We start from the raw sequence: 25,839 nt of genomic DNA on the forward strand, positions 1-25,839 counted from the left end.
GTTCGTCGCGCATCAAAAGGCTGCGCGACAGGCCCGATGCGTCACAGGCCCGAGACCGAGACTCGGAAGCCCGGCACGCTCGGCGACAGCCCAGGCAGAAGCGACACGCGCACACCACGAGCGTCGCTGGCGCCGAGAAACCGCGCTCGAAAGCCGCGGCCCACGGCGTCGCCCACGCCAAGGCCGAGGAGCGAGCCAGCGACGACATCGGAGAGGTAGTGATGATCGCCCACGAGCATGCCGAGCGACACGCCGGCGGCAACGCCCGCGCTCGCGATCGTGACGGCGGTGTCGGCGGTGCTCGCCGAGAGCGCGCCCGCCAATGCGAACGTCGCCGATGCGTGCCCCGAGGGCCACGCGAGTCCGCGCCCCGGCGCGAAGAAGTTCCACTCGCGCGCATGCTCCGGATGGCCATAGCGATCGGCCGCGTCGCGCGGCGCGCCGTGGAGTGGGAACGGCCGGCCCGTCGTGAGCTTCAGCGCGAGCGTCGCGGCGAAGGTGACGACCACGGCCTGCGCGGCAGCGGACGCGTGCACCCAATGGCTTCGCCGTGACGTGGCTGCGCCCGACGCGAAGAGGCTCGCGGGGACGAGGACCGGCAGCACGTAGCCGAGCAAGACGGACGCGTCCCCGAGTCCCTCACTCGCGAAGGATTCGCCCACGGCGCGGCGCGCGTCATGGTCAAGCCCGCTTGATGAAAACGCCGCCGTGGACGTCACAGCGGCGGCGGTGGCGATCACGCCGAGCGGCTCGGTGAACGCGCGCGCCGTGTTCGGACCGAGCTCCGACCAGGGCAAAGGTGCCGGGGCGTCCATCACCGATACGGCGCGACAACGCCGCCTTCGCCGCGCATCTCAAGCGCCCACGCGGCGAGCGTTTCGCCGAGGCCCATAAGCTCGACCGGCGGCGCGAGGCCCTCGAACGACGCGTGAAGAATCGTGGCGCCCTCGTTGCCTCCGAGGGAGAGCGACGGCCGGTGCGCCGCGAGCGCTGACTCGAGCGGCAGTTCGAGGAGGCGCTCAGCCGCTTGCCGCGGCAGGTCGAAGCCGATGGCGACCTCCACATGCGACTGTGGCTCGCCAGCGGACCAATCGGTTCCGAGGCTGAGCGCGAAGGACCGCGCCTCTCCACCGCGCCCGCGGAGCACGAGGGGCACGTTCACGATGGCGGGACGCGTGGGCACAAGGACACCGCCTGAGCTCTTGGCCGCGAGCTCCCAGGCGTCCCGCGACGCGGCGCAGGCGCGCGGGAATGGAAGCTCCGAGATCAGCGTCGACAAGAGCGCAGCCTTCTCCTGGGCGAGCCGCGCCGTCATCATGAGGGCCTCCTCCTCGCTGGTGGTGGTGCCCTCCACGGAGACGTGAAACGCCAGCAGGTGATCGTTCATGCGAAGCTCGTCGACGCGCGCGAGCCCGCCGAAGATCCGGCCGAGCGTGCGCTGGTCGAAGAGCGCTTGGTCATACCGGTCGGGCGGAACGCTGGCATGCCACAGAAAGCGCTCGCCAAGCTCGCCCGGCAGACTCGGCGCTCGCTCTTGAAATCGCAGCGCATCAATGAGGCGACGGGGGCGCAGGTTGATGTCGAGGCCGAGGCTCGCGAACGACAAGAGCGCCTCGACGCCGAGGCGACCGCCGCGCGGCGCGTCGCGGAGCACGAACTCGACGTTGCCGTTGGCTCCGCTCACCAACGCGTCGCGCGCCCCTAACGCGAGACCCAAGCGCTCCGCGACGCGCTTGGCAACCTCGCGAAGCCGCGCCTCACCGACGAGCGAGCTCGCTCCCGCGTCCGTCACGACGCGCGACCCGGCTGGCAGAACCTCGATAGGAATCTGGAAGGTCGGGTCGGCCGCAAACGGCAAGGGGACGCACACCTCCACGGCAAAGTCCGTGTCGATGGTGCCCGTTCGCTGGGTCACCGCCCGCGGGATCGGCAACCGAAACGGTGCCGGCTGACCGTCGGCAAAGAGGGACCTCTCGAGGTGCACCTTCGCCAAGCCTTCGGAGCGCGCGTCGCGGCTACCGAGAGCGATACGGGAGACCTTCGTCAGGTCGACGTCGAGCCCCGTCCGGAGCGCCTCGGCGCCAGCGCGAATGGCTACGGTGCCCGAGAGCGTCTCGCCGGCGACGGCCACGGGCGCGAGAGCGACCTCCACGACGAGCGCCGCGTGATAGCCATCGGGCGAACGAAACGTCTCGACCCGTCGACGCGTGTCTCGCGGCGGGAGGAGCACGTCGCACCGCAGCTCCTCGTGGGGGTCGATAGCCCAGTCGACGTCGAGGCGCGCCGAGAGCACGTGCACGATTTCGCAGTCGAGGCCCGTCATCGCCACAGGCAGCCAGCGTGGCAAGTCGAGGTCGACGAAGTACGGGTGCGTGCCCTTCGCGAGGACGCCGCCCTCGATCGGTTGGCGAAAGGGGAGGCGCAAGAGATCGCGCTTCTCACGGCGACGGCTCTTGCCCGAGCCAAAGTCCGCCCAGGCGACGCTGGCGAACTCGATGAGCAAGAACTCGGCGCGCGGGATCGGCGCCGGCACCTCGAGTTCGAGCTTGATCCGATTGACCTTGCCCGGGGAGAGGCCGCCATCGTTCAAGTGGAACTTGAACTGGCATGTCGGGAAGAGCGACATCGACGCCGATGGTAGCGGACGGCGAGGAGCTTGGAGCCCGCGCGACGCATCCCCCCTCGAAGGCTGCCCAGCTCGGCCGATGCCGCGCGCCAAACGCAGGTACCATGTCGCCGATGCGGCTCCGCACGGCACTGTTCACCGTGGTTGGCTTGGCGCCGTTCGCCACGGCTTGTCGTTCACCGAGCGACAGCAAGACGAAGCCGAGCGCCGTCGTGTCGATGACTCCCGAACCGTTAGCCATGCGCGACGCGGAGTCCGTCACGAAGGACGCATCTCCCGAGCCCGCACCGCGGCGCAAGTGGGCGACGTACGCGGATCCAAAGGCGCCGCTCTCGTACGTGGTCGACGGCTATTGCGCGCAGCTCATGGTGCGGGCGAGCAAGGGCGGAACGTTTGCTTGGTGGGGAGAGGGAACCGGCAACATCGCCCGCGTCACCGACACCGGCCTTGCAGACCTCACGGAGCTCTCGCGCGGCCTTCCGGGCGCATACAGCTACGGGCCCGTCATCGCCAGCTCCACCGGTGAGCTCTTCGTCGAGGCCAACACCGGCGGGCGCTCGTCGATGAGCTCGGCGGTCTACCACCGCAGCGAGAAGGGTTGGACGACCGTCGCCGAGACCCGCCTCTCCGACGACGCCGGGTTTTCGATCTATCAGCTCATCGGGGCCTACGGAGCCGGCGCGCTCGCGACGGTCTCGCGCTGCAACGGAAGCTGTCGCGCGGCGGGCGTCGTTGCCCTCGGCGAGCCGACTCCGCGCATCGCGTGGGAAGGCGAAGCGTATGGCCAAGCGTGGCTCGGTGAAGACAAGACCGTGATCATCGGGGCGCAGCGCTGCGATGCGGTCACGCCCGACAAGTGCGCATGCACCGCGCGCGCGTTCCTACCGAACGGCGACGTGAAGCCGCACGCGTTCGATGCAGAGCCGTGTGGCCTTTCGATCGCCGGAGCAACGTCGCGCGACGTGTTCGTCGCCAACGGCGCGGTGCTGGCGCAGTTCGACGGCAGCGCCTGGCGTCGCGTGCCGGCGCCACGCGGCAATTCGCTGCGCATCGAGGCGGTCTCAAGCGATGGCGTCGCGTGGGTGTCGAACGGCTCGAAGCTCTACCGCCAGCGCGGCGGTGAGTGGGACGACATCACGCCTCCCGGCGGCCTTGGCGACACCACTCATGGCAAGCGACTCGACGGCGTCACGTTCGGCGAGGTGTGGGCCGTCACACCCAAGGGGCTCGTTCGTACCCCGGCCGACAAGATTGCATGGGAGTCCGTCGCCATCCCGCTCCCGCCGTTTGCCGCGATAACGACGCCTCCCGGCGTCGCCGGTGTCATGGTCGCGGCCAAGGGCGATGCGTGGGTCAACGTGGCGTACGGCACGCAGTTCGAGGGCACGAGCGCCGTCGAGCCGCGACGCGCGCTGCTTCGTACACGGCCACCGACCGAGACCATGCGTTGCGGCGGCCGCGCAGGCCGCGAGGGCGTCGCGGCCCTTGAGTCTTGGCCACCGCGGGCGACGCCCGAGTGCACGACACCGGCGGTCGTCGTCGCGCAGGCGCCGCTCACAAAGGACGCCTTCCCGCGGACGCGATCCATTTTGAAGGGACACAAGGAGCTCGGCGAGAGCATCGAGCTTGTCGAGGTGAAGGTTGCCGAACCGCCTTACGTCGTAGCCCGCGCGCCGAGCTACAACGTCGGCGTGAAGCTCGCCACCCTCGTCTCCAAGAAGGTCCCGTTCGGGATCGTGCCGGAGCTGGTTTGTGCAGAGCTGGAGGGCGCCAGCGTGCGCGTCGACCTCGCAACCGGTGAAGTGAGCGGCGACGCGGCGCCGACAAAGGCACCGGTGCTGGCGCCGGCGCCGTCACGCTGATGCGCGCGAGCAGGTCGCCTCTCACGGTCGTGGGCCTCGCACTGGGCGCTGCCGTGTGCACCACCTTGGCGCATACAACGCCGCGGCGCTTGGCGCGGGCTGACGAACTGAAGACGATGGAGTCGAGCGCCGCGGTCACGCGCAACGAGGGCTGCGCGCGCTGCCACGCGGTGCAATGGCGCGAATGGACCGGCTCGCTGCATCAACGCTCACACGACGACGAGACGTACCGCGCGTCCCTCGCCGGTGAGCCGCGCGCGTTCTGCGACGCGTGCCACGGGCCCCTCGCCAGCGCACCGCGCGGCGGCGCATTGGGCATTGGTTGCACCGGGTGCCATGCGCTCCCAGCCGACCACGAACGCCGGCCTGCGCAAGGCGCCGCCCCCGCGCAGGTCTCCGCCCCCGCCAAGTTCGGCGTGCGCTGCGAGCCGTGTCACGAGTTTCGCTTCCCGCGTGGAAGCGAGCTCATGCAGCACACGGTCCGTGAGCACCGAGCGAGCGCGTTTGCCTCGACGTCGTGCGTCGATTGCCACATGCCCATCACGGGCAAGGGGGCCGAGCGTCATCACCGGCACGACGCGTCGGCCTCGCGTGATCCGGCGCTCCTCCGGCGTTCGCTCCTCGCGAGCGCGCGCCTCCTGGGGCCGGGCTCGCTGGAGGTGACACTGAAGACGCGCGGCGTGGGGCACGCCATGCCCACGGGCGACATGTTCCGACGCCTCGTCGTCCGCGCCGAAGCGCTCGACGGCGCGAACGAAGTCGTGTCGCGCGCCGAGCGGGTCCTCGCACGTCGCTTCGAGCTCCGTCCCGACGGCCCCCGCGAGATTGGCGACGATCGCCCGAGCGGCGCCGCGGGCGCGGAGGTCGTCGTCGGTCTCGACCTCGGTGAGGTCGCGCCGAACGCGCGCGTTCGCTGGCGTGTCGATTACGAGCGTGTCGTGAACGGCTTCAAGTCGCCGGCCACGGTGGCCGCGTCGCTGACGCTCGCGGGCGGTGAGGTCCGGTAGTGTGGCGCTACGCGACGAGCGCGCGGTACGCGCGCGTGACGGCGATGAAGCGCTCTTCGAGGGCGCGACGTTCCGCGTCGGTGGCCGCTGGGTGCAGATCGGGATGCGAAGCGCGCGCCATTCGTCGGTAGGCGCGACGGATGGCCTCTTCGTCGGCTGACGCATCGAGGTCGAGCAGCCTCAGCGCGTCCAGGCGCCCCGGATCGATGGGCTGCCGGTCGGCGCCGCCGGTGCGGTAGTACCCCGACGGAGGCACGTCCGACGAGGCATCGCGCGCCCGCTTTCGTCCGCGCAAGAACTCGTCGGCGCCCAGCGGCTCGTTGGTCAGCGCGCTTCGTGGCGTTCGCACGGCGACGCGAAATTGAATGCGAGCGTCGGGCAATTGCTCGAGGTGACGAAGCCGCGCGACGATCTGGCGACGGAGCGCGCTCCCCACCACGCTCGGCGCGACGCGGAAGTCCGTGACGAGCACCTCGCCGAGGAGGCGTTCGGAAGAGATCGAGCGAAGCACCGACCGCCGATGCACGTCGTCGTCGATGGCGCGCTCTCGGCGGAGCATTTCGCCCAAGGCCTGGGCGCCGCCGTCGATCTCGACGGCGACGACGAGCCCCGCTTGCAAGAACACGCGGTGGCTTCGGCCCGAGTCTTCGACCACCTCGAGCGTCCCGTTGGTGCGGGCCCGGTGGAGCGAACCGAGCAAGTCGCCGAGTGTCGTCGCCTTCAATCGACCGGGAAGCCGCACCCCTGACTCGTAGCAACGCGCCGCCGCGGGCGACAACTTCCGCGCTTATCGAAGCACCTACCGAAGAGGCGCGGGCCTTAGCGCTCGCCGGACGACACCGCGGCGGTCACGGGGAGTTGAATCGTCTCGCAACGTTCCTGGTCGCCGTTCGGGCGGCAGGCCACGGCGCGCGCGCGGAGGTGCACGTCCCCGGCGCCGCGAGCGCGGGCCACGAGACCGAACGAGAAGCGCCACCGCTCCCGCTCCTTCTGCGACACGTCGGCCGGGCCGATGCGCCCTTTGAGCGCCGTGACGAAGAGCGGCGTGTCGACGACTTGCACATCGGCCCACGCGATTCGCGCGCCCGGCACGACGAGCTCCAAGTCACAGCGCACGCGCCCAGGGCCCGCGACGCGCTCGCAAATCGCCGAGGCGCGCTCCCCATCGGCGCGCGCCTCGTGCGCCGAGAGCGCGAAGGCTAGGAGCACGGCGAGAGGGGCCAGGAGCGATCGCACGGCGACCAGTATCGCGCGCGGCCTCGGCGCGGAGCAACGACCATCGGATGGGTTCAGAGGTCCCAAACGCCGGCCACGACGCGCTTCTTCTGGAGGCACGCGACGCGCTTTCCGTCGTTGGATACGGCGCAGTGGCGAAGCTCGCCGTCGAGCTCCTTGGCGCGCAGGAGCCTCGCACCGAAGGAGCCGCGCACGAGCAGGCCAACGCTGGTGGGCACCACCAGCGCGGTGCCGTCGGGAGATTTTGCCGAGCCGGGGAGCCCGGGCGCGTCGAGCGTTGCGGCCAAGAGGCCGGCACGCCCGGCCTCCGTGACGAGCAGCGGCTCACCGCCCACGATGAGCTCGAGTCCCGACGGGCCCCACGCGAGCGGCCGCACCGGCTGGGGCTCCCCACGCGGCACCACGCAGCGCTCGCCGAGCGGCGGCACCACCGGCAAGATGACCTCGGTCGCCGCACCTTCGGGTTTCGTGAAGACTGCACGAATCGCGACGCCGTCGCACGCGTGCACCGCCGCCGCCAACACGGGGCGACCGTCGCCGCCGATGGCCGACGGCCAGGGCGGCTTCCCTGCGTCGGACTCATCGCCCTGCGCGACGTCAGCGCGGACAACCCCCGCGCGGGTGCGGATCAAGAGGTGGCCGTCGGCCTCGAAGGCCAACGGACCAAAGGCGGGCACGTCGCGGGGCGGCTCGTCGGGCACCGCGGCCAGGAGGCGCACGCTCGTCGTTTCGCGCACGGGCGCCAACTTCTCGAGCAGCGACTGCACCTCCTTCAGCTTCGCGGGGCTCTTCGCCGCCGGCGGACGCTGCGCTCGATCGAAGGCGAGCGCGGCGCGGAGCGCATCCCCAAGCGTCGCTTGAGCGCGTGCCTCGGCCAAGCCCGCTTCCTCAAGGGCGCGGCTCCCGGCGCACGACGGGAGCGAAGCGCCAGCGAGCTGCACGATGCGGGCGCTTCCACCTTCAGCGCAAGCCGCGTGGGCGAGGTGCCGGAGCTGCCGAACCGAAACGGGAACGAGCGCTGCCTCCTTCCCGCGCGCGGCGCGTGCGACAAGCGCGCCGCTCACGGCGCGGAAGGAGGCCTCGGGCTCGTCGGGGTCGCGACTTAGTCCCGCCGAGCGATCCAACCACACGAGCGACGCTCCCACGCGAGGCGCGGGCTCGAACGGCGCAACGGCCCCATCAAGCGCGATCCGCAGGGCCACGTCATCGATGCCGTCGCCATCGCGATCCGCCGCTTCGACGTCCACGAGCAGCGGTTGTGCGCCGGGCGGATCGGCGATGCCCGCGGCAAAGCGCGCGCGCGGCGCCTTCGCTTCTGTCGCGACGACGACGAGCCAGCGCGCCGGAACGCGGTTCGGACACGACGCGCCGACCTCGACGACCAAGGAACTCTTCCCGCGAAGCGCCAGCTTCACCGGCGTGTCAGCGCCAGCCGCGACCGGCGCGCGCGCGTCGCACTTGGCGAGCGGCGGCGACGATGCCACGACGTTCGGGACGAGCGCGGCGGCGGGCTTGGCGCCAGCGTTTGGGCTCGCGCGAAAGAGCGCCACGGCAAAGATGGGCCCTTGCGACGCGCCGTCGGAGCGCAAGACGGCGGCCGCATCCTTTGCGCCGTCACCGTCGAAGTCGAAGAGCGCGGCGCCGACGAAGGTCTGGCCCACGGGCGCGTCGAGCGTCACGCCGTCGACGACGAAGCTTCGTGCCGAAGGCGGCGCCGCGACGAACGAGAGCGCAACACCGCCGTCGGCCCCGGGCCCGGAAGCGGTCTCGGGCGCCAGAGGCGCGGCGTCGGCCCACGCGGTGGCGGCGTCGCGACCGTCGATCGAATAGGGCACGTACGGCTTGTCACGCTCGCACTTGCACGAAGGAACGCTGCCGAGGAGCGCCACGAGGCCGGCAGCCACGATCCTCGACTTCCAGGCCTCCACGACGAGCTCCACGAAAGAACACTTACCACGGGGACTGGGCGATATGCTCGCGGCCGTGCGGGCGGTTATCGGCTTCCTCTTCGCGTGCGTGAGCGCCCTCACGCTGCTCGCAGCAGCCGCTCATGCCGACGAGCCGCACGACCGCATCAAGAGCGTGCTCAATGATCCTCGCCTGGCGCGCGACCGCGCGACGCTCGACGCGCTTGCACGAGACAGCGACGCGATGCCCGCCGGCGCGGACCGCGACACACTCGACATGTTCCTGAGCGCGGCGTTCCGCGAACGCGTCGCCGACACGGGACGCGTCGTTCATCACGCGGCACGACTCGAGACGAGCACAACGGCGTCGCCGCTCCTCAAGCGCGTCGCCCAGGGCACGCAGGTCGACGCGCTGCTCGCCGCCGGTGACGTTTCGGCGGGCCTCGCAGTGGCGAAGCGCAGCGGCGACGCCGATCTCCTCGGTCGCGCGCACAAGCACCAGCGCCGGGCGCGACTGCACGTGGCGAGCGTCGCGCTCATCGGGCTCTTTGGCGCCGGCGTAGCTCTCGCGCTCGCGCGCGCCGAGAGCGCGCGCCGTCGGGCGGCCTTGGTCGTTGCGCGGGCGTTCCTTCCGCGCGCTCTCTTCTTCGCCGCGTGGCTCGGCGGCGCCGGCGCGGTGCTCGCCGCAAGTTACGACAACGCGAGTCCCCTGCCCTTCTTGCTGCTCGCGGCCGCGGTGGTTCCCTTTGCGCTCGGCGCACGCGCGTGGAGCGCCGTTGGCCGGGAATCGCCCTCGGCTCGGCTCGGTCGCGCCTTTGTCGCGGCGCCGGCGCTCGTCGCCGTGGCCTACCTCACGCTCGAGCGCACGGACACGTCGTTGCTCGCCGGCTTTGGCCTATGAGTCGCGACGCCAGCACCGACGATGCGCGCGCGCGCGAGAACCGCGAGACGAGCTTCAAGCCCGAACACATCCACGTTGTGCGTCTTGGTCACGGAGCCAATTGCTCGAGCATTGGCAGCGTCCTCGACGTGCTCTTCGCGACAGCGGCCGTCGGCTCGGCTCTGTTCGTGGCGGCCGCCGCGGCCCTCGGTCCCGTTGCGGCCGCGAAGGAGAGCGACGCGGCGCCCACCACTGGCGGCGACGCGCCCACCCAAGACGAGGAGCCAGAGCCTTGAAGGCGCGCGTCGAGAGCTGGGGCGCGTGGGTCCGCTTCGGCGACGACGCGCCGCAAGCGCCCGTCGACCTCCGCGGCGCGCTCGTCGCCATCGATCGCGAAGGTGCTCGCACGCTGGGCCTCGATGGCGGGCCCGGTTGGATGATCAGCGACACGGCGAACGGCGGCGCACGTCGACCGCTCGAGGCTCATGTGGCTGTCACGAGTCGATGCGCCGCCGGCTGCACCGGTTGCTACCAAGACGCGACGCCTCACGGCACTGACGTCGCGCGCACGTCCATTGAGCAGACGCTCGATACGCTCGCACACGAAGGCGTCTTCACCGTCGCGTTCGGTGGCGGCGAGCCCCTCGTTCGCGACGATCTCGGCGAGCTCGCCGACGAAGTGCGCGCCCGCAAGATGACCCCCGTCGTCACCACCAGCGGTCTCGGCATGACGGAGGCGCGAGCCCGGTCGTTGCGATCGTTCGCACAAGTCAACGTGAGCTACGACGGCGCGGGGGCCGACTACGCCTCCGTGCGAGGCTTCGACGGTGCGTCGCACGCGGAGCGCGCCATCGAGATGCTCATCGCGGCGGGCGTGCGCGTCGGCGTCAACGTCGTCTTGACGCGAGACACGTTCCCGCGACTCGCAGAAACACTGGAGCGCGCACGCCTGTTGGGCGCCGTCGAGGCGCAACTGCTTCGCTACAAGCCCGCTGGCCGTGCAGCGTCGCTCGATTACCTCGTGCGGCGCCTCTCGCGGGAGCAAGCGCTCGGTTTCGGAGCGACGCTTCGCCGACTCGTCACGAGCCTCCGCGAAGCCACGCCGCCGCTCTCGCTCCGCATCGACTGCGCGCTCGTGTGTTTTCTGTCGACGGACGAGTCGCTGATGAGCAACGCCGCGCACCTCGAGCGCTCCGGCATCTTCGGGTGCGAAGCGGGCGGCTACCTCGAAGCGGTCCGCGCCGACGGCCAGCGAACGCCGTGCAGCTTCGCGCCGACCGTCGACCAAGCCGCGCTCCGAGCGTTCGTCGCCGCGCCACCCGAGCCGTGCGCATCCTGCCCATTGCGAAAGGTCTGCCGGTGCGGCTGCCGTATCGTCGCGGGCTTCGCCGAAGGACGCGGCGCTGACGCTCGCCCCTTCGCGCTCGCACCGGATCCCGAGTGCCCGCGCGTCGCCCTGCACCGAGGCGCGTCATGACGTCTGAGGACGATACGAGCCACGGCGACGCCACCACCGAGGTCTCACGAGCAAGGCGCGTGCGCTTCGTCACGGCGGCGTGCCTATCGATCGCGCTCGCCATCGTGCTCTACGCGGCACTCCGCGTCGGCCAAGTGCTCGTCGTCCGCGAGCCGGACCCTGCAACGGCGCTCTACGACGCGCACGTCGGTTACTTCTGGCGCATCCTGACGGCCGGCTACGGCGCCGGTCTCCTCGCACCGATTTGCTTCTTCGTGGTCGAGGCCGCGCCGCTGCGAGCTGCGCGCGCGGTGGCTCCCGCGGTGGCGCTGTCAGCGAGCGTCTTGCTGCTCCAGTCGATCTTCGCGCCGTAGCGCAGAGCACGGGGGCCGCGCGAGTGGTAGGCTCTCGTAGTGACTCGCCCGGCCCTGATCGCGACCATGACCTACGCGGAGTACCTCGCGCTCGAGGAGTCCTCCGGAGAGAAACACGAGTACCTCCGAGGGGAGATCTACGCGATGAGCGGCGGGACTCCCGAGCACGCAACGCTCGAGGCCGCCATCGCGGGCGAGCTTCGAAGCGCGCTCGAAGCCGCGGGCAAGCCGTGTCGCGTGTATTCCGCAAACCTCCGCGTGCGGGTCGAGTCGACCGACTTTGCGTGCTACCCCGACGCGAGCGTCGTCTGTGGCAAGCTCGAGACGAGCCCCGTCGATCGGCACGCGGCAACGAGCCCGACCCTCGTCGTCGAGGTGCTCAACGACTCGACCGAGTCCTACGACCGTGGCATCAAGGCGGGCCACTACCGGCATATCCCGTCGATCCGCGAATACGTCCTCGTCTCGCAGCGTTCCCCGCTGGTGGAGGTGTGGCGCAAGAACGAGCAGGAGCGGTGGGAGATCGCAGCGGTCGCGGGCCGAGGCGAGAAGGCCGACCTCGAGTCGCTCGGCATCGCGATCGACGTCGACGCGGTGTACCGCGAACCCGCGACGGCCTGAGTCCTGCGGCGACGACACGAAGCCGTGTCGTGATTCACGCCCGGCGATTCAGAGCGAACACCCCAAGAAGATCGGCTCCGGCTCGAGCGTGACAGCGAAGCGCTCGCGAACGCCCCTTTGGATCGAGCGCGCGGCGTCGAGGAGCTCTCGCGTGGTGGCGCCGTCTTCGGTAACGAGGGCGAGGGCGTGTTTGGACGAGATGTGCACGCGGCCAAAGCGCTGCCCCTTCTGGAAGCCGGCGCGCTCGATGAGCCAGCCGGCCGCGAGCTTCACGCGGCCCTCGGAAGCGGGAAACCGAGGGGTCTTGGCGCCCGCCGCGCCATCGACGGCATCGGCCACCTCGGCGCGCACGATGGGGTTCGTGAAGAACGAGCCCGCGCTGCGCGACTCTGGATCGCCGTCGTCGAGCACCATTCCCTTGCCGCGCCTTAGCGTGAGAATCGTCTCGCGAACGAGCGCGAGCGGTGCGCGGCCGCCCTCGTTGCCCTCGCCTTCGGCGACCGAGAGAGCTCGTGCAAGCTCGGCGTAGCGTACGGGCGCACCAAGCGGCGAGCGCCGTAGTCTCATCTCGACCTCGACGATGATGCGATCCGTCTTGCCGCGAAAGTCGCTGCTGCGGTAGCCGAAGCCACACGCGCTAGCCGGCAGCCACGCGAGCGCGCGCGCCGCGCGGTCGTAGACGCGAACGCGCGTGATGACGTCTGACACCTCTTGGCCGTAGGCACCGACGTTCTGCATCGGCGTCGCCCCTACCGAGCCCGGGATGCCAGAGAGCGCCTCGATGCCGGAGAGCCCCTCGCTCACGCAGCGCGCGACGAGCTCGTCCCACGACGCCCCGGCCTCGGCGCGCACCAGCACGTCGTCGCCATCTCGCTCGAACGCGACGCGATCCATGGCCAGCTTGACGACGACGCGGCCGCCGCTGCCTTCGTCGGCCACGACGAGGTTGCTCCCGCCGCCGAGGACGAACAGTTCGGCGCCCTCGCGCTCGATCTCTTCGATGCGCTCCACCAGCGCGTCGACCGACGGCGCCGTTTCGAAGCGCGGGCACGGGCCCCCGAGGCGCAGCGTCGTGTGGCGACAAAGGTGCTCCATGAGTGCTTCAGATTCCCATTGTCGAGCCGTTCGTGGCAAAGGTTGTGGTGATCCGCCCATGGCCGCGCCGCTCACGCCCCTGCCCATCGATGGCCTTCTGCCCGACGTCGTTCGGGCGCTGGCAAGCGGCGGAGCGCTGGTCCTCGAGGCCCCGCCGGGCGCCGGCAAGACAACGCGCGTGCCGCGGGCTCTCTTGGACGCGGGCTTGGCGAAGGGTGGCGAGATCGTGATCCTCGAGCCGCGGCGGCTCGCGGCGAGGCTCGCCGCGAAACGCGTGGCCGAAGAGCTCGGCGAAGAGGTGGGCCGCACCGTGGGCTACCAGGTGCGCTTCGAGGACGTCTCGAGCGCCGCCACGCGCATTCGATTCGTGACCGAGGCCGTGCTCACCCGGCGCCTTGTACGCGACCCCGAACTCCGCGGCGTGAGCGCGGTCTTGCTCGACGAGTTTCACGAACGCAACTTGCACGGCGACGTCGCGCTCGCGTGGCTACGGCGCCTCCGCGAGACGACGCGTCCCGATCTTCTGGTGGTCGTCATGTCGGCCACGCTCGACGCAGCGCCGGCCGCTGCCTTTCTCGGGTGCCCGTCCTTGCGCTCCGAAGGTCGAAGCTTCCCCGTCGAGATCGAGCACGAGCCCAAGGACGACGACCGACCGCTCGCCTCGAAGGTAGCGTCTGCCGTACGAACACTCCTCGGGCGCGGCCTCGATGCGTCGAAGGGCGGTCACGTGCTCGTCTTCTTGCCCGGCGCCGGCGAGATCCGGCGCGCCGCCGAGTCGCTCGAGAAGCTCGCCGCGGAGAACGACCTCTCGGTCGTCCCCCTCCATGGCGAGCTGCCGCCACAGGAGCAAGATCGCGCCATCGGGCCGTCGACGCGCCGCAAGATCATTCTGTCGACCAACGTCGCCGAGTCGTCGGTCACCATCGAAGGCGTCGTCGCCGTCATCGATGGCGGCGTGGCGCGCGTCGCGAGTCACGATCCGTGGTCGGGCATGCCCAAGCTCGCGCTCGCGAAGATCAGCCAAGCGTCGAGCATTCAGCGCGGGACGTGCCGGCCGCACGCAACCGGGCGTGGCGCTTCGCCTCTTCACGAAGCCCGACTTCGATCGGCGCCCCGCGCACGACGTCCCCGAGATCGGACGAGCCGATCTCACGCAGCTCGCGCTCGAGCTGTTCGCCGCCAAGAAGACCGACCTCACGTGGCTCGACGCGCCGCCGCCGCGCGCATGGCAAAGCGCCATCACGCTGCTCCGTCGCCTCGGCGCGCTCACGACCGACGACGCCGCCGCGATCACGCCGCTCGGTGAGCGCCTCCTTCGCTTTCCCATTCATCCGCGCGCGGCGCGAATCCTCGTGGAAGGCGAGCGGCGCGACGTCGTCGATGACGCGGCCATCGTGGCGGCGCTCCTCACGGAGCGCGACATTCGTTCCGCCACCAAGGCGAGCTTCGGCGCGGCGAGGCCGGGCCGTGGCGACGCTCACGCGACGGAGCCAAGCGATCTCTTGGCGATGCGCGACCGCTTCTTGGAGGCCGAGGCTTCGCGCTTCTCCGCGGGCCCGATGCGCGCCTCGGGCCTCGACGCGGGCGCCACGCTGGCCGTTGATCGAGCGCGAAAGCAGCTCACGCGGGCCACGCGCGGAGGCGAGCGCGAGCCCCGCGAGGCGAGGCCCGCAAGCCCCGCACGTGTCGCCGTCGCCACCGATCCCGACGCGGAGCTTCTCGTTTGCATCTTGGCGGGCTTCCCCGATCGCGTCGCCAAGCGCATTCGCCCGGGCGGCTCGGCGCTCGCGCTCGCCGGCGGCGGCTCGGCGGAGCTCTCCGGCGACAGCGTCGTGCGGCACGCCGAGTGGATGGTGGCGGCTCTCGCGGAGGAGCGGCAAGGCGGCGCGCCCGCCAACGTACACGGAGCCGCACGCGGCATCGTCGTGAGCGCGGCGAGCGCCATCGAGCCGGAGACGCTCATCGATCTCTACCCGGAGCGCATCAAAGAGACGCGCGAGATCGTGGTGCAGAAGTCGAACGGCCGCGTCTTGGGCATGAGTCGCTTGGTCTACGACGGCCTCGTGCTCTCCGAGTCGCCGGCGGCCAACGTCACCGACGAAGAGCTTGGCGCGGCGTTGGCGAAGGCAGCGCTTGCGAAGGGCGCGCACGCGTTTGCCCCGGAGGGTGCGCTCGAGCGGTTCTTGGCGCGGGCGCGGTTCGCGCGAGAGGTCGACGACACGATCCCAGCCATCGACGACGCGCGCGTCGAGGCGGCGCTTCGGTCCATGTGCTCTGGGCAAACGACCCTCGAAGCGGTGGCGGGCATGAGCCTCGTCGATGTCCTTGAGGCGGAGCTTGGCGACACGACCACGCGCGCCATTCGAACGCTCGCGCCCGATCGCCTGACGCTCGCGCGAGGCCGCGGCGTCAGGGTCGAATACGAGCCGGGCAAGCCGCCGCATGTCGCGTCGCGGCTCCAGGACTTCTTCGACATGGCGGAGACGCCGCGCGTCGGCGGCGGCCGCGTCCCGGTGGTGGTGCACTTGCTCGCGCCGAACCAGCGCGCCGTGCAGGTGACGCAAGACCTGGCGGGCTTTTGGGAGCGCCACTACCCGGCGATTCGGAAGGAGCTGGCGCGAAAGTACCCGCGCCACTTGTGGCCCGACGACCCGACGCGCGCGCCGCCCGAACCGCCGCCGCGGGGGCGCAGGAGCTAGAGCCGCGGGCGCGAGGTCCGCAGGGCCGTAGTTGAGGCGACGCGCCGCGATTCAGGCACACCTGCTCGTCCGCGCACCCCCGCCCGCGCACCATCGCCCTCTGCCCCCTGACCCGTGGCGCCCGCGCTGCCGAATGCTTCGGCCTCCGGACGCGCCCTGGTAGGCTGGTCGATCGCGGAGAGCCCTTTGGCGGAGAAGTTTCAATACCCGGCTGGCTTGCTCGTGCCGGGCACCAAGTACCGAGTCATCCAGCTCCTTGGCGCCGGGGGCATGGGGACGGTCTACGAGGTCGAGGACACGACCATCGAGAAGCGGTACGTGCTGAAGACGCTCCACGCGACGCTCTCTTCGCGGACCGATCTCGTCGAGCGCATGCAGCGCGAAGCCAAGGCGCTCGCGCGCCTCGAGCATCGAAACATCGTTCAGGTCATCACCGCGGATGTGACCGGCGACTCGCTGCGGCTCCCGTATTTCGTCATGCAGAAGCTGAACGGTCGCACGCTCCGCGAGGTCATCGCGCACAAGAAGCGGATTGAGGTCGAGTCCACGGTGCGCCTCTCGATCGATCTGCTCAACGCGCTCTACCACGCGCACGAGAACGGGATCATTCACCGCGACGTGAAGCCCGAGAACATCTTCCTGCACCGCGATCCCGACGGGCTCACGGTGCCGAAGCTCCTCGACTTCGGCGTCATGGCCACGACGCAGGCGGTGACCGTGACGGGGCAGCGCTTCATCGGCACGCTCCGCTACGCGGCGCCAGAGCAACTCTTGGGCGAGAAGGTCTCGCCGCGCACCGATCTGTATTCGGCGGCGCTCGTGCTCTACGAGTGCCTCGCCGGGCGCGGTCCGTTTGACGACGCCGGCGACGCGGTGAACATCGCGCGTGGGCACGTCGATCGACCGGCGCCGTCGGTGGCGGAGTTCGCGGCGGTGCCAGCCGCGCTCGAGAAGATCGTGATGCGCTCCTTGGCGAAGAAGGCCGAGGAGCGTCACGAGGACGCGTTCACGTTCGCCGCCGAGCTGCACCGCTTCTTGCGCCAACTGCGGGGCTCGCTGCCGCCCGACGCGATGGCCGCATCGACGGTGACGGACATGTTGCACTTGGCACCCAAGGTGGCCTCCGAGGGAATGCGCGCCGCGGCCGCGCAGTCAGCGGCCGACGCGACGCCCGTCGCGGAGCCGAACGCGCAGCGCGCCAGCCGCACGGCGCCCACGCGCGTCGACGCGCCCATCGCGGGGGCGACGCTGCCCGCATCGGCGGTCGTGACGCCGCGGCTCCGGCCGCTCGACGCGGAAGCAACGCCAACGCCAGAAGACAGCGGCGGAAGCGAGGACGGCCGCGAGTTTCACCGTGGCGACACGCTCGCGAAGGAGCCAGCGCCGATGACGCTTGGCGAAGAGCGCGAGCCCTACCGCGCGAGGAAGGACGCCGATGCGCGCGCGCGCGCGGAGGAAGCGCGACGTCGTCCGGCACGAGTCGGCGGGGCCGGCATCCTGGCGGGTGCCGTGGGTGTGGATCGAGAAGCCGAGACGGGCACGCTCGCGAGGCCGATCGCGGCGCGCGATGGCGAGACCGAGATGATCGACTCGATGGTGGGCGAGGGCTTGTCGCAAGCGGGCACGCCGCCGTCGCGCATCGCAAAGCGAGCGGAGTCGCGCGCGGCGAAGGGCGCGGCGGCGCGCGGCGACGGCACCGGCGAGGCGCGCGGCGCGGCCGCGAGCGAGGACGAGTCGGCGGCGACGCGCGACGGAAGCGTGCGCTCTACAGGCAACTTGGCGCGCGGCTCCGGTGCGGAGAGCTCGGAGGATGGCTCGAAGGAGACGTCGCTGCCGGGAACGGCGAGCCGAACGGTGCCGGAGACCACGACGCCGCCGGCGGCGTCGCGCGCGAAGACCTGGGCGGTCTTCGGAGCGGTCGCTGCGGCGATGGCGGTGGCGGCGGGGGTTGTGGTGTCGAGGAGGGGGGAGGTTCCGAAGGCGAGCGCGACGGTGGCGGTGGTGACGCCCACCGCGCCGGCGTCGACCTCGACCTCGACCTCGACCTCGAACATGACTGGACAGAGTCCCGAAGGGACGGAGTCCAGTTACGTCGACGGGTCCGCTAGGACCCTAGTCACCCCGACGCCGACGCCGACGCCGACCTCGACCCCGACCTCGACCTCGACCTCGACCTCGACCTCGACCGCGACCGCGACCGCGACCCCGACCTCGACCTCGACCCCGACCTCGACCCCCGCGACCCCGACCTCGACCGCGACCCCGACCCCGACCTCACCGAGCACGACGCCGACGGATGCCGCGTCGGCCGCGACGCCGCCGAAGCGGCCGGGGCGGCGGGTTGTGCCTCGCGAGGAAGCGCCGAAGGTCGGCGAGAGAAAAGCAGCGGAGCAGGCGGCGCCGCCCGCTGCTCCGGCGCCCGCTCCCGCGACTCCGCCTTCCGCGCCGAAGCGTGCGCTGCCGGGTTCAGGACTCTAGGCCGGTCCTGGGTTCGTTCGCCGGCGGAGGCGGCACTGACGCGCGACGTCAGGGGATCGCGTAGAGCGCCTGCGCGATGCCGGCGCCGCTCGCGGGGATGACTTTGCTGCCGCTCGTCTGAATGGGCTGCGCCAGTTGGGCCGTGGCGACCGTGGTCTTGGTCGCGGCGTCGATCTGCGGCGCGGTGCCCTTGAAGGCGACCCCGATCGACGGGCCGGGCGCACCATGGCCACTGACGCCCGATTCGCCGCCCTTCCCGCCTTTGCCAGCAGGGCATTCGAAGCACACGACGACGACAGGTCCAAAGTTGCCACCGAGCGTTGGCGCCGAGCCAAACGTGCCCGCACCAACAGCTCCGCCGACGCCGGCGACAACCGTCGTCTTCGTCAGTGCCAACGTGGAGAGCCACGAGACGACCGCCACGCTGGCCCCGCCCCCCGTGCCAGCCGTGCCCGCCAATCCAGGGCACCCGCCTGCGCCGCCCCCGGTGCCCGAGGCGCCGAACCAGACGCCGTCGGTGTTCGTCTCCGCGAGCGTGACGGCGCGGCCCGAGCCGCCGGCGCCACCGAACCCCGGCGCTCCATTGGCGCCCGCACCTCCGTTGCCGGGGGTGAAGCCGTTCGAATCAAACGTGCCCGCCTGTGAGGAGGCACCGTTGCCGCCCGCGGCGCCGGGCGGGCCGTCCCCGCCAGCAACTCCGAGAGTACCGCCCTCGCCTGCCTCGCGAGCCTCTACTTGGCTGATGACAGAGCCTGAGCGGGTGTACTTGCCGCCGTAGCCGCCGTGGCCACCGGGAAGGCCGGCGAAGCCCGACGCGCCAACGCACGTGTTGGTACCACCGGAGCCTCCGAACGCGAGCACGCGACACACGTTCTGATTCGCGGCCGGACTGCAGAACGAGGCACCCTGGTGTGAGTCTCCGTTCAAGCTTGCGCCATTGGACAACTGCACCCCCGGCGTCCCGTTGGCGCCGTTCGCCGCCGCACCGGCCTTGAGCGAACTGTCGACGATGTCGAGCGTGGCGCTCGAGGCCAAGAGGGCGATGCTGTTCTTCGCGGCGGCGCTGCCCGCGGGTGCGACGACGTCGAAGCCTTCGATGCGAACCTTCGAAGCGATGGAGGCGGCCTTGATCACGGGCGCGCCCACGGTCTTTCCGTCCACGTGCGCGCGCTTCGCGGGGACGACGGTCCACGCGTTTTTGCAGTCGAAGTACCCGAAGAGCGAGACGCCGTCGGCGAGGACCAGGTTCTCGGTGAAGGTCTCGGCGCAAACGTAGACGCGCTTCTTGTTGGGCTTCGCGAGGTCGATGCCTTTTTGGATCGTGTTCACGGGGCGCGCCTTCGTGCCGTCACCGGCGGGCGGTCCCAGCGCAATCGACACGAAGACGCCGAGCCCGTCGTCGACGACGCATGGGTCTTGCGTCGGCAGCTTCGTTCCGTCGCAACCGGGCGGGGCGCTGTTGATGACTTCGGCGTCCGGTCGCGCTGTTGCGGCGTCGCTCTCGGCGACGGGAGCAGCGGCCCCCGCGTCTTCCGTGGCGGCGGAAGGGACTTCGCTGTCGGTGAACTTGCTATCGCCGCAAGCGGCCGAGGCGAGCACCAGTGGAAGCGTGCAGGTTGCAACGAAAGACAGCGAAGCGGGGTGTCGTTTCATGATGGGCTCTTGCGGGACGTTCGAAGGCTCGCGGCGCCAGGCATTCGGGCGAGGCCGCCTGGGATAGCGCACCGCCGTGAGGTATGCCAGCACGTCGGAGGGCAGGTCCGAGGGCACCTCAGAACGCGTGCGTTTGCTTCGTGGCGCCAGCGGGCGAGGCGGTCAGGGAGCGCCCCGGTGCGGAGGCGGCCAGGCGGCCCGAACCGCCCGGACCGGCGATGAGCGTGGTGCCCACAACCGTTGGGGCAGCGCCGTGATGCGCGAGCGCCACGGAGGGACCACCGGCGCCGTGTCCGCTTACGCCGGCGCGCCCTCCGGCGCCGCCCGCACCGCCATGCGCGAGCGCGTCCATACGAACCGCTGAGCCGGCCGCGCCGCCGGGCAAGGCTTCGCTGCCGAGCGTCCCGGCGCCGCCGTCGCCGCCGCGGCTTGAACGAAGCTCGCTCCGCTCAATGCGCAGCGGCGAGTCGACCGCGAAGAGGGCGATGCTCGCGCCGCCGCCTTGCCCGGGGGTTCCGGCGAGGCCGGGGCATCCACCGGCGCCGCCACCGGAGCCGCTCTCGCCGTAGACCTTCGACGTCACCACGTTCGCGTTCACCGTGAGAGCGCGGCCGCCGCCGCCGCCTTGGCCTGGCGCGCCATGCGTGCCGGCGGAGCCGCTCGCGGGCACGAAGCCGTTCGCGGAGAACGTGCCGACGGCGCTGGTCGCACTGACGCCATCGACACCGGTGGCGCCGGGCGCGCCGTGGTGGGCGAGATCGAGGCTGCCAGCGCCTTGCGCGGTCTGCGCCGTTCCGTAGCTCGGCAGGCCCAACTCCGGTTGCCGCACCAACGTGTAGATGGGAGTGCCAGAAGGCTCGTAAATGCCCGAGCGACCGCCAACGCCGCCGGGACCACCGTCGAAGCCGGAGGCGCCGACGCACTGGCTCGTGCCGCCGGCGCGGGCCGCGTCGTAGACGAGGCGGCAGCCGGTGGCGCCGTACGTGGCGGTGCAGACGCCCGCCTCCATTCGGCTGAGGGCGCCGGCGCCGTTGGGGCGGCCGCCTTCGACGAGCTGCACCGGTGCGACGCCGTTGGCGCCAGCGGCGCCTTTGCCTGCGATGAGCTTCACGTCGACGAGCGTCAGCGCCGGCGAGCCGACGGCGCGGAGCGCGATGGAGCTCGAACCAGGTGCGGTTGCGTCGGGGGCGACGAGCTCGAGTCCTTCGACGCGCGTCGGCGCGGTGATCGACGCAGCCGTGGCGACGGGGGATTGCGCAGCGCTCACGCGCGCCGCGTGCGCGGCGTTCACGGTCCAGCTCGGGCAATCGAAGTAGCCGAAGATCGAGACGCCGGAGGCGAGCTCGAGGTTCTCGCGGTAGTTTTCGGCGCAAGCGTAGACGCGGCGGTTCGTGGCCTTCGCGAGGGTGATGGCGGCGTCGAGGTTGTCGAGCGGCGCCGACCGCGTGCCGTCGCCATCGGGCGAACCCTTGCTGACGGAGACGAAGACGCCGAAGGCTTCGTGCACTGTGCACACGTCTTCCGAGGGCAAGGCGGCGGGCTCGCACGCGAAGGGAGCCGGCGGCACCACGACGCCTGCGTCGGGACCGTGCGCGTTGATCACCTGCGGCGCCGGCGCGGTCGCGACGCCGTCGGCGCCAACTGGGTCGGGCATCGCAGGGGCCGGTGCGGCCTCATCGGCCGGCGAGCCTGCCGGTGCGCTGCACCCGAAGAGGCCGCCGACGAGGCCGTGGCCCGCGAGAAGGCCAACGGCGGTGACGATGCGAAGTGAAAGGCCCGTGGAGAGGAAGGTCGATGCGCTCATGCCTTCCTTGTCGGCGACGGCGCGAGGGATGTTGCTTAGCGGGCGCACTTTTTCTTCGGCGCCATGGACGGAGCATCGGGCGACGTCGTGGATTTGGGCGAGCCAGGGCGCGCTGCGGACGCCGGGCGCGGCGAGGGGACCGGGAGCGCGGGGTCGGGGTCGGGGTCGGGGTCGGGGTCGGGAGCACGGTTCGCGGCAACCGGCGGGGATCGCTCGCGAATTCCACACCAATTAGCATGCTAATTGGCGACCTCCCGGGCCCCGCCCCCCGGCCCCCCCGCGCCCGGGGCGGCCCCCGGTCGCGGCGCCGGTCGCCGTGGCGCTGCCGGCCCACCGCGCCTCGTTGGCGGGCCGATTTTCTTCCCCGGATCGCGGGCCGATTTCGCAAGAACGAGCGCGAGGCGCGCGCTAGACGAACGCGATGCAACGTCCACACACCGCGTGCTCGTCGTTTTGGATGGCGGTCGCTCTGGGAGCCACGCTGGGCGCCTCCGTCGCGGCGTGCGGCGCCGTCGCCGGCGAGTCGTCGGGCGGACCCGATTCAGGCAGCGAGGCAGGCGCCGGCGTGATCCCTCCCGGAAAGGTCATGGTGCCCGAGGCGGTGTGCCCCGCGCGGCCCGGTTGTGATTCACGGACGAGCTGCGCAGAGGTCTGCGACGGCACCCGCGCCTCCGCGATGCACTGCCAGTGCAACGACGGCCGATGGGTCTGCACGGCGCCGTCGTGCCCGCCAATCAAGTGCCCCAACAAACCGCCCGTTGGGGCCGGCTCGACCCCCTGCAACGTCGGTCTCCATTGCGCCTATGGCGACTGCCAGGCGGACTGCCGTTGTGTGGCGCCGGGCAAGTGGGAGTGCACCCAAGACGACTGCGTCGCCCCGCCAACCTGTGGGCCGACCTTGGAGGGCTGCGGCGCCATTGGCCAAGAGTGCACGTCGGCTTCAGGCGCGAGCTGCGAGTGCGTCGGCCCAACGCCTGCGATCTGGAAATGTTCGGGCGGCATTGAGGATGCGGGCTCGTCGGGCTGACGACCAACGACGCTGTGCCAGGTGGCTCAGATGCGCCAGATGGCCTACCGCGATGGGCGGCGCGGCGAACGCGGCTGCCGTCCGCTCCCCAGCCCCGCTCGGCCGCGCCCGCGCTCGCTACTTCGTGACCTCGAGCGTCACTTGTTTCACGCCCGCCAAGCCGCCGTCGCCGGGAGTGCCTCCGTCGAACGTCGTGGCCGGATCGAGCGTCGGTGCGGTGCCCTTGTAGAGTACACCCACTGAAACGCCGCCGGCTCCGGCTCCACCGGGGCCGCCAGCACCGCCGTTGCCGCCCTTGCCGCCCGCGCAGCCATTGGCCAAAGGGTCCTGCCCCGGGTTGCCCCCTGGCTGCCCCGGTTGCCCGGTGCCGCCCTTGCCTGCGAGCCCTGCCGCCGCGGTGACAAGCTCTGCGCCGGCGCACGTCACCTTCGCGTTGAGCGCTGCGATCGCGATGCTGGCGCCGCCACCGCTTCCGCCTTGCCCGGGTGCGCCGCCGCAGCCGCCGCAGCCGCCTCCGCCCCCTCCGCCACCGCTTAGGGACGCGCCTCCGCCGCCGCCTTGCGCAAGGCGACCTGGTTGGCCTGCACTGCCCGAGAATGGACTCCATCCGGCTCCGTTGAGAACGCCGTAGTCCGCCGCCACAGGGCCGGCGCTGCCCGGAACGCCACCGGCGCCAATCGAACCGGAGCTGCCGGCACCGCAATTCGCGCTTGCCGCTAGCCCGCCCGCACCGTTCAGCGGAGGGCCCGCATCGGTCGGCGGCGAGCCAGTCGAGCCGTTCATTGCAGCCCGCTGATGCGCTCCCGCCCGGTCCGCCCGCCGTCGTTGTGGCACCACAGCTACAGAGCTGAATCCCGCCCCCGCTACCAGCATCATCCGCATTCTTCCCCTGCGTCGCCCTTGCCCCTGCATCCGCCGACGCGCTCGCGCCCGCGGCGCCATCTTTCCCCTGCCCCGCTTGCACGACGCTCCCCACCACCGTCAGCTCGCCGCCGTTTGCGAACACGCACACGCTCGACCCGCCGGCCTGCGTTGCGTCTTTCGCTCGGAGCACCATCCCCTCCACTCGAACCTTCGCCCCATCCACCTTCAAGACCGGCGCGTCCGCTGCCCCTTCAAGCACGGCGCGGGGGCCGCCGATGAGCCACTCGCTTGGCGAGTCGCCGCACTCAAGGCTTCCAAACATCCGCGCGTCGGAGCTGGCGACCAGCGGCTTCTCTAGCGTGTACGAACCGCTGCACACGTAGACCCACGGTTTGCCTGTGCTCTTCGCGAGGTCGAGACCGCGCTGCAGCGTCGCAACTGGCGCCGTCCGGCTGCCCGCGTTTGCGTCGCTGCCGGTTAGCCGGACGAAGACTCCGCACTTTTCGATCAGGGTCGTCGGCGCCTCGGCCGGGCTTCGCTCGCAGCCCGCGAGGCCCGCTTCCGTTGTTCCGCCGTCGTCGTCGGTGGTCGCTACCGAGCCATCAGCAACGGAGACTTGCTCCGCGTCCTCGCTCCCCGACGGGCACGCCGTCAGCGCCGCCGGCGTCATCAGCAGCGCAAGACACATCCACCGCTTCATCGTCCGCTCCCCCCATCGTGCAGCCCCACCGCGCCCCCGCGCTCGCTACTTCGTCACCTCGAGCGTCACTTGTTTCACGCCCGCCAAGCCGCCGTCGCCGGGAGTGCCTCCGTCGAACGTCGTGGCCGGATCGAGCGTCGGTGCGGTGCCCTTGTAGAGTACACCCACTGAAACGCCGCCGGCTCCGGCTCCACCGGGGCCGCCAGCACCGCCGTTGCCACCCTTGCCGCCCGCGCAGCCCGGCCAGGGTCCTGCCCGGGATGCCCCCTGGCTGCCCAGGTTGCCCTGTACCGCCTTTGCCTCCGAGCCCTGCCGCCGCGGTCACCAGCTCCGCGCCGGTGCACGTCACCTTTGCGTTGAGCGCTGCGATCGCGATGCTCCCACCGCCCCCGCTTCCGCCTTGCCCGGGCGCGCCGCCGCAGCCGCCGCAGCCGCCTCCGCCCCCTCCGCCACCGCTGCGCGATGCGCCACCGCCTCCACCTTGCGCCAACTGCCCTGGTTGACCTGCGCCGCCTGAAGTTGGTGACCACCCGGTCGCATTCAAGACGCCGTGCTCGCCTGACCAGATCCAGGTGGACCGAGCCTTGCCCCCGTACCGTCCGCTCCGCCACCACCGGCCAAACAACTGACCGCGAGCCCGCTCCCGCCTGCGCCATTGTTGGCGCCTCCTCCGTCGTACGCCGGTGTGCCGGCACCGCCGTCCAAGAGGGCTGGTGCGGCAAAGCCACCGGCGCCGCCCGTCGTCGGGTCGCTGCCACACTGGCAAAGCTGGGTCGCGCCACCGGTCGCGCCACTCGCCGCATTCCCCTGCGTCGCCCTTGCCCCTGCATCCGCCGACGCGCTCGCGCCCGCGTCGCCGTCTTTCCCCTGCCCCGCTTGCACGACGCTCCCGACCACCGTCAGCTCGCCGCCGTTTGCGAACACGCACACGCTCGACCCGCCGGCCTGCGTCGCGTCTTTCGCCCGAAGCACCATCCCCTCCACTCGAACCTTCGCCCCATCCACCTTCAAGACCGGCGCGTCCGCTGCCCCTTCAAGCACGGCGCGCTTCGTGCCCACTTTCCAATCGGCCGCTGCCGCGCCGCAGTCGAGCTTCCCGAACAGCGACACCGCGCTGTCGGCCACCACCGGCACCGATTCCGCGTACGACCCCGCGCACACGAAGACCCACGGCCGCGCAAAGTCCTTCGCGAGCTGCACTCCGCGTCCAACGCTCTGCGCGGGAACCTCTCGCGACCCCGTCGGGCTCACGTCTTGCCCCGTCCCGCTCACGAACACGCCGCACTTCTCGCTCAGCGTCTCAGGCGCCTCCGCGGGGCTCTTCTCGCATCCTTCCGGAAACGCTCCATCCGCTCCGCCGCCGTCACCCACTCCACCTTCGCCAGCGCCACTCTCCGTCGACGCGTCGTTGCCTGACGCGCCGCTCTCGCACGTCTTGTTCTCTTCGCACGTGAGCTCACGGCACGCGACGACCGCCGAAGCTCCAGCCGCAGCAAGCACGAACCCGAGCAGAACAACTCTTGTCATGACGTGACTTCTCTTTCCGTTTC

19 protein-coding genes and 1 pseudogene are annotated in these 25,839 nt (G+C 71.2%); 10 read left to right on the top strand and 10 right to left on the bottom strand.

Annotation, left to right across the window (positions count from 1 at the left end; genetic code table 11):
• Positions 1–41 precede the first annotated feature (41 nt).
• Together IPG50_29635 and IPG50_29640 are read right to left on the bottom strand one after the other, a co-directional pair.
• Complete coding sequence (locus tag IPG50_29635; GenBank protein ID MBK6696324.1) at positions 42–818, bottom strand: phosphatase PAP2 family protein; 777 nt, start codon at positions 816–818, stop codon at positions 42–44.
• Positions 815–2,626 (bottom strand): hypothetical protein, encoded by a 1,812-nt coding sequence (locus IPG50_29640; GenBank protein MBK6696325.1) that lies wholly within the window; start codon positions 2,624–2,626, stop codon positions 815–817. The genes IPG50_29635 and IPG50_29640 overlap by 4 nt, the downstream gene beginning before the upstream one ends.
• A gap of 113 nt (positions 2,627–2,739) precedes the next feature.
• Here IPG50_29640 and IPG50_29645 point away from each other — a divergent pair, with 113 nt between their 5' ends.
• On the top strand, positions 2,740–4,488 hold the full coding sequence (locus tag IPG50_29645; GenBank protein ID MBK6696326.1) for a hypothetical protein: 1,749 nt from the start codon (positions 2,740–2,742) through the stop codon (positions 4,486–4,488).
• Complete coding sequence (locus IPG50_29650) at positions 4,488–5,495, top strand: hypothetical protein (protein MBK6696327.1); 1,008 nt, start codon at positions 4,488–4,490, stop codon at positions 5,493–5,495. The genes IPG50_29645 and IPG50_29650 overlap by 1 nt, the downstream gene beginning before the upstream one ends.
• A 7-nt stretch (positions 5,496–5,502) precedes the next feature.
• Here IPG50_29650 and IPG50_29655 read toward each other — a convergent pair whose 3' ends face one another.
• From IPG50_29655 to IPG50_29665, 3 genes are all read right to left on the bottom strand, one after another.
• On the bottom strand, positions 5,503–6,237 hold the full coding sequence (locus tag IPG50_29655; protein MBK6696328.1) for a DUF4388 domain-containing protein: 735 nt from the start codon (positions 6,235–6,237) through the stop codon (positions 5,503–5,505).
• A 77-nt stretch (positions 6,238–6,314) separates the two neighbouring features.
• On the bottom strand, positions 6,315–6,731 hold the full coding sequence (locus tag IPG50_29660; GenBank protein MBK6696329.1) for a hypothetical protein: 417 nt from the start codon (positions 6,729–6,731) through the stop codon (positions 6,315–6,317).
• Positions 6,732–6,784: 53 nt separating this feature from the next.
• Positions 6,785–8,671, bottom strand: a complete 1,887-nt coding sequence (locus IPG50_29665) for a hypothetical protein (GenBank protein ID MBK6696330.1) — start codon at positions 8,669–8,671, stop codon at positions 6,785–6,787.
• Between the two features lie 43 nt (positions 8,672–8,714).
• On the opposite strand from IPG50_29665, the gene IPG50_29670 reads away from it, so the two are divergent.
• From IPG50_29670 to IPG50_29690, 5 genes are all read left to right on the top strand, one after another.
• Entirely contained in the window at positions 8,715–9,539 is an 825-nt protein-coding gene (locus IPG50_29670) for a hypothetical protein (protein MBK6696331.1), read from the top strand.
• Positions 9,536–9,814, top strand: coding sequence for a hypothetical protein (locus tag IPG50_29675; GenBank protein MBK6696332.1), 279 nt, complete (start codon positions 9,536–9,538; stop codon positions 9,812–9,814). The genes IPG50_29670 and IPG50_29675 overlap by 4 nt, the downstream gene beginning before the upstream one ends.
• Entirely contained in the window at positions 9,811–10,995 is a 1,185-nt protein-coding gene (locus tag IPG50_29680; GenBank protein ID MBK6696333.1) for a radical SAM protein, read from the top strand. Before IPG50_29675 ends, IPG50_29680 begins: the two co-directional genes overlap by 4 nt.
• The gene (locus IPG50_29685; GenBank protein ID MBK6696334.1) at positions 10,992–11,348 is read left to right on the top strand and encodes a hypothetical protein; all 357 of its coding nucleotides are present in this window, start codon (positions 10,992–10,994) and stop codon (positions 11,346–11,348) included. Before IPG50_29680 ends, IPG50_29685 begins: the two co-directional genes overlap by 4 nt.
• A gap of 66 nt (positions 11,349–11,414) precedes the next feature.
• A complete protein-coding gene (locus tag IPG50_29690; protein MBK6696335.1) occupies positions 11,415–11,969 on the top strand; it encodes a Uma2 family endonuclease in 555 nt (184 codons plus the stop codon).
• Between the two features lie 48 nt (positions 11,970–12,017).
• Here IPG50_29690 and IPG50_29695 read toward each other — a convergent pair whose 3' ends face one another.
• Complete coding sequence (locus IPG50_29695) at positions 12,018–13,064, bottom strand: UDP-N-acetylmuramate dehydrogenase (GenBank protein MBK6696336.1); 1,047 nt, start codon at positions 13,062–13,064, stop codon at positions 12,018–12,020.
• Positions 13,065–13,122: 58 nt separating this feature from the next.
• On the opposite strand from IPG50_29695, the pseudogene IPG50_29700 reads away from it, so the two are divergent.
• Both IPG50_29700 and IPG50_29705 read left to right on the top strand, forming a co-directional pair.
• A pseudogene (locus IPG50_29700) lies at positions 13,123–15,763 on the top strand (DEAD/DEAH box helicase).
• 186 nt (positions 15,764–15,949) lie between these two features.
• Positions 15,950–18,241: a serine/threonine protein kinase gene (locus tag IPG50_29705; protein MBK6696337.1), complete on the top strand. Its 2,292-nt coding sequence runs from the start codon at positions 15,950–15,952 to the stop codon at positions 18,239–18,241.
• Between the two features lie 48 nt (positions 18,242–18,289).
• Here the strand turns inward: IPG50_29705 and IPG50_29710 are convergent, their stop codons facing one another.
• Both IPG50_29710 and IPG50_29715 read right to left on the bottom strand, forming a co-directional pair.
• On the bottom strand, positions 18,290–19,894 hold the full coding sequence (locus tag IPG50_29710) for a hypothetical protein (GenBank protein ID MBK6696338.1): 1,605 nt from the start codon (positions 19,892–19,894) through the stop codon (positions 18,290–18,292).
• A 118-nt stretch (positions 19,895–20,012) separates the two neighbouring features.
• A complete protein-coding gene (locus IPG50_29715; GenBank protein MBK6696339.1) occupies positions 20,013–21,698 on the bottom strand; it encodes a hypothetical protein in 1,686 nt (561 codons plus the stop codon).
• Positions 21,699–22,119: 421 nt separating this feature from the next.
• Here IPG50_29715 and IPG50_29720 point away from each other — a divergent pair, with 421 nt between their 5' ends.
• Positions 22,120–22,725: a hypothetical protein gene (locus tag IPG50_29720; protein ID MBK6696340.1), complete on the top strand. Its 606-nt coding sequence runs from the start codon at positions 22,120–22,122 to the stop codon at positions 22,723–22,725.
• Between the two features lie 117 nt (positions 22,726–22,842).
• Here IPG50_29720 and IPG50_29725 read toward each other — a convergent pair whose 3' ends face one another.
• Both IPG50_29725 and IPG50_29730 read right to left on the bottom strand, forming a co-directional pair.
• Entirely contained in the window at positions 22,843–23,508 is a 666-nt protein-coding gene (locus tag IPG50_29725; protein MBK6696341.1) for a hypothetical protein, read from the bottom strand.
• A gap of 1,321 nt (positions 23,509–24,829) precedes the next feature.
• Positions 24,830–25,816 carry a hypothetical protein gene (locus tag IPG50_29730; protein MBK6696342.1) on the bottom strand — a complete coding sequence of 329 codons (987 nt, stop codon included), beginning with the start codon at positions 25,814–25,816 and terminating at the stop codon, positions 24,830–24,832.
• Between the last annotated feature and the right edge of the window lie 23 nt (positions 25,817–25,839).

Source organism: Myxococcales bacterium, from assembly GCA_016703425.1.
Taxonomy (GTDB): Bacteria; Myxococcota_A; Polyangia; order Polyangiales; family Polyangiaceae; genus JADJCA01.

Excerpts from the sequence above, each read along its gene's own strand:
- IPG50_29640 (MBK6696325.1), bottom strand. The coding sequence starts at position 2,626 with ATGTCGCTCTTCCCGACATGCCAGTTCAAGTTCCACTTGAACGATGGC.
- IPG50_29645 (MBK6696326.1), top strand. The coding sequence starts at position 2,740 with ATGCGGCTCCGCACGGCACTGTTCACCGTGGTTGGCTTGGCGCCGTTC.
- IPG50_29650 (MBK6696327.1), top strand. The coding sequence starts at position 4,488 with ATGCGCGCGAGCAGGTCGCCTCTCACGGTCGTGGGCCTCGCACTGGGC.
- IPG50_29675 (MBK6696332.1), top strand. The coding sequence starts at position 9,536 with ATGAGTCGCGACGCCAGCACCGACGATGCGCGCGCGCGCGAGAACCGC.
- IPG50_29685 (MBK6696334.1), top strand. The coding sequence starts at position 10,992 with ATGACGTCTGAGGACGATACGAGCCACGGCGACGCCACCACCGAGGTC.
- IPG50_29690 (MBK6696335.1), top strand. The coding sequence starts at position 11,415 with ATGACCTACGCGGAGTACCTCGCGCTCGAGGAGTCCTCCGGAGAGAAA.
- IPG50_29695 (MBK6696336.1), bottom strand. The coding sequence starts at position 13,064 with ATGGAGCACCTTTGTCGCCACACGACGCTGCGCCTCGGGGGCCCGTGC.
- IPG50_29710 (MBK6696338.1), bottom strand. The coding sequence starts at position 19,894 with ATGAAACGACACCCCGCTTCGCTGTCTTTCGTTGCAACCTGCACGCTT.
- IPG50_29715 (MBK6696339.1), bottom strand. The coding sequence starts at position 21,698 with ATGAGCGCATCGACCTTCCTCTCCACGGGCCTTTCACTTCGCATCGTC.
- IPG50_29720 (MBK6696340.1), top strand. The coding sequence starts at position 22,120 with ATGCAACGTCCACACACCGCGTGCTCGTCGTTTTGGATGGCGGTCGCT.
- IPG50_29725 (MBK6696341.1), bottom strand. The coding sequence starts at position 23,508 with ATGAACGGCTCGACTGGCTCGCCGCCGACCGATGCGGGCCCTCCGCTG.
- IPG50_29730 (MBK6696342.1), bottom strand. The coding sequence starts at position 25,816 with ATGACAAGAGTTGTTCTGCTCGGGTTCGTGCTTGCTGCGGCTGGAGCT.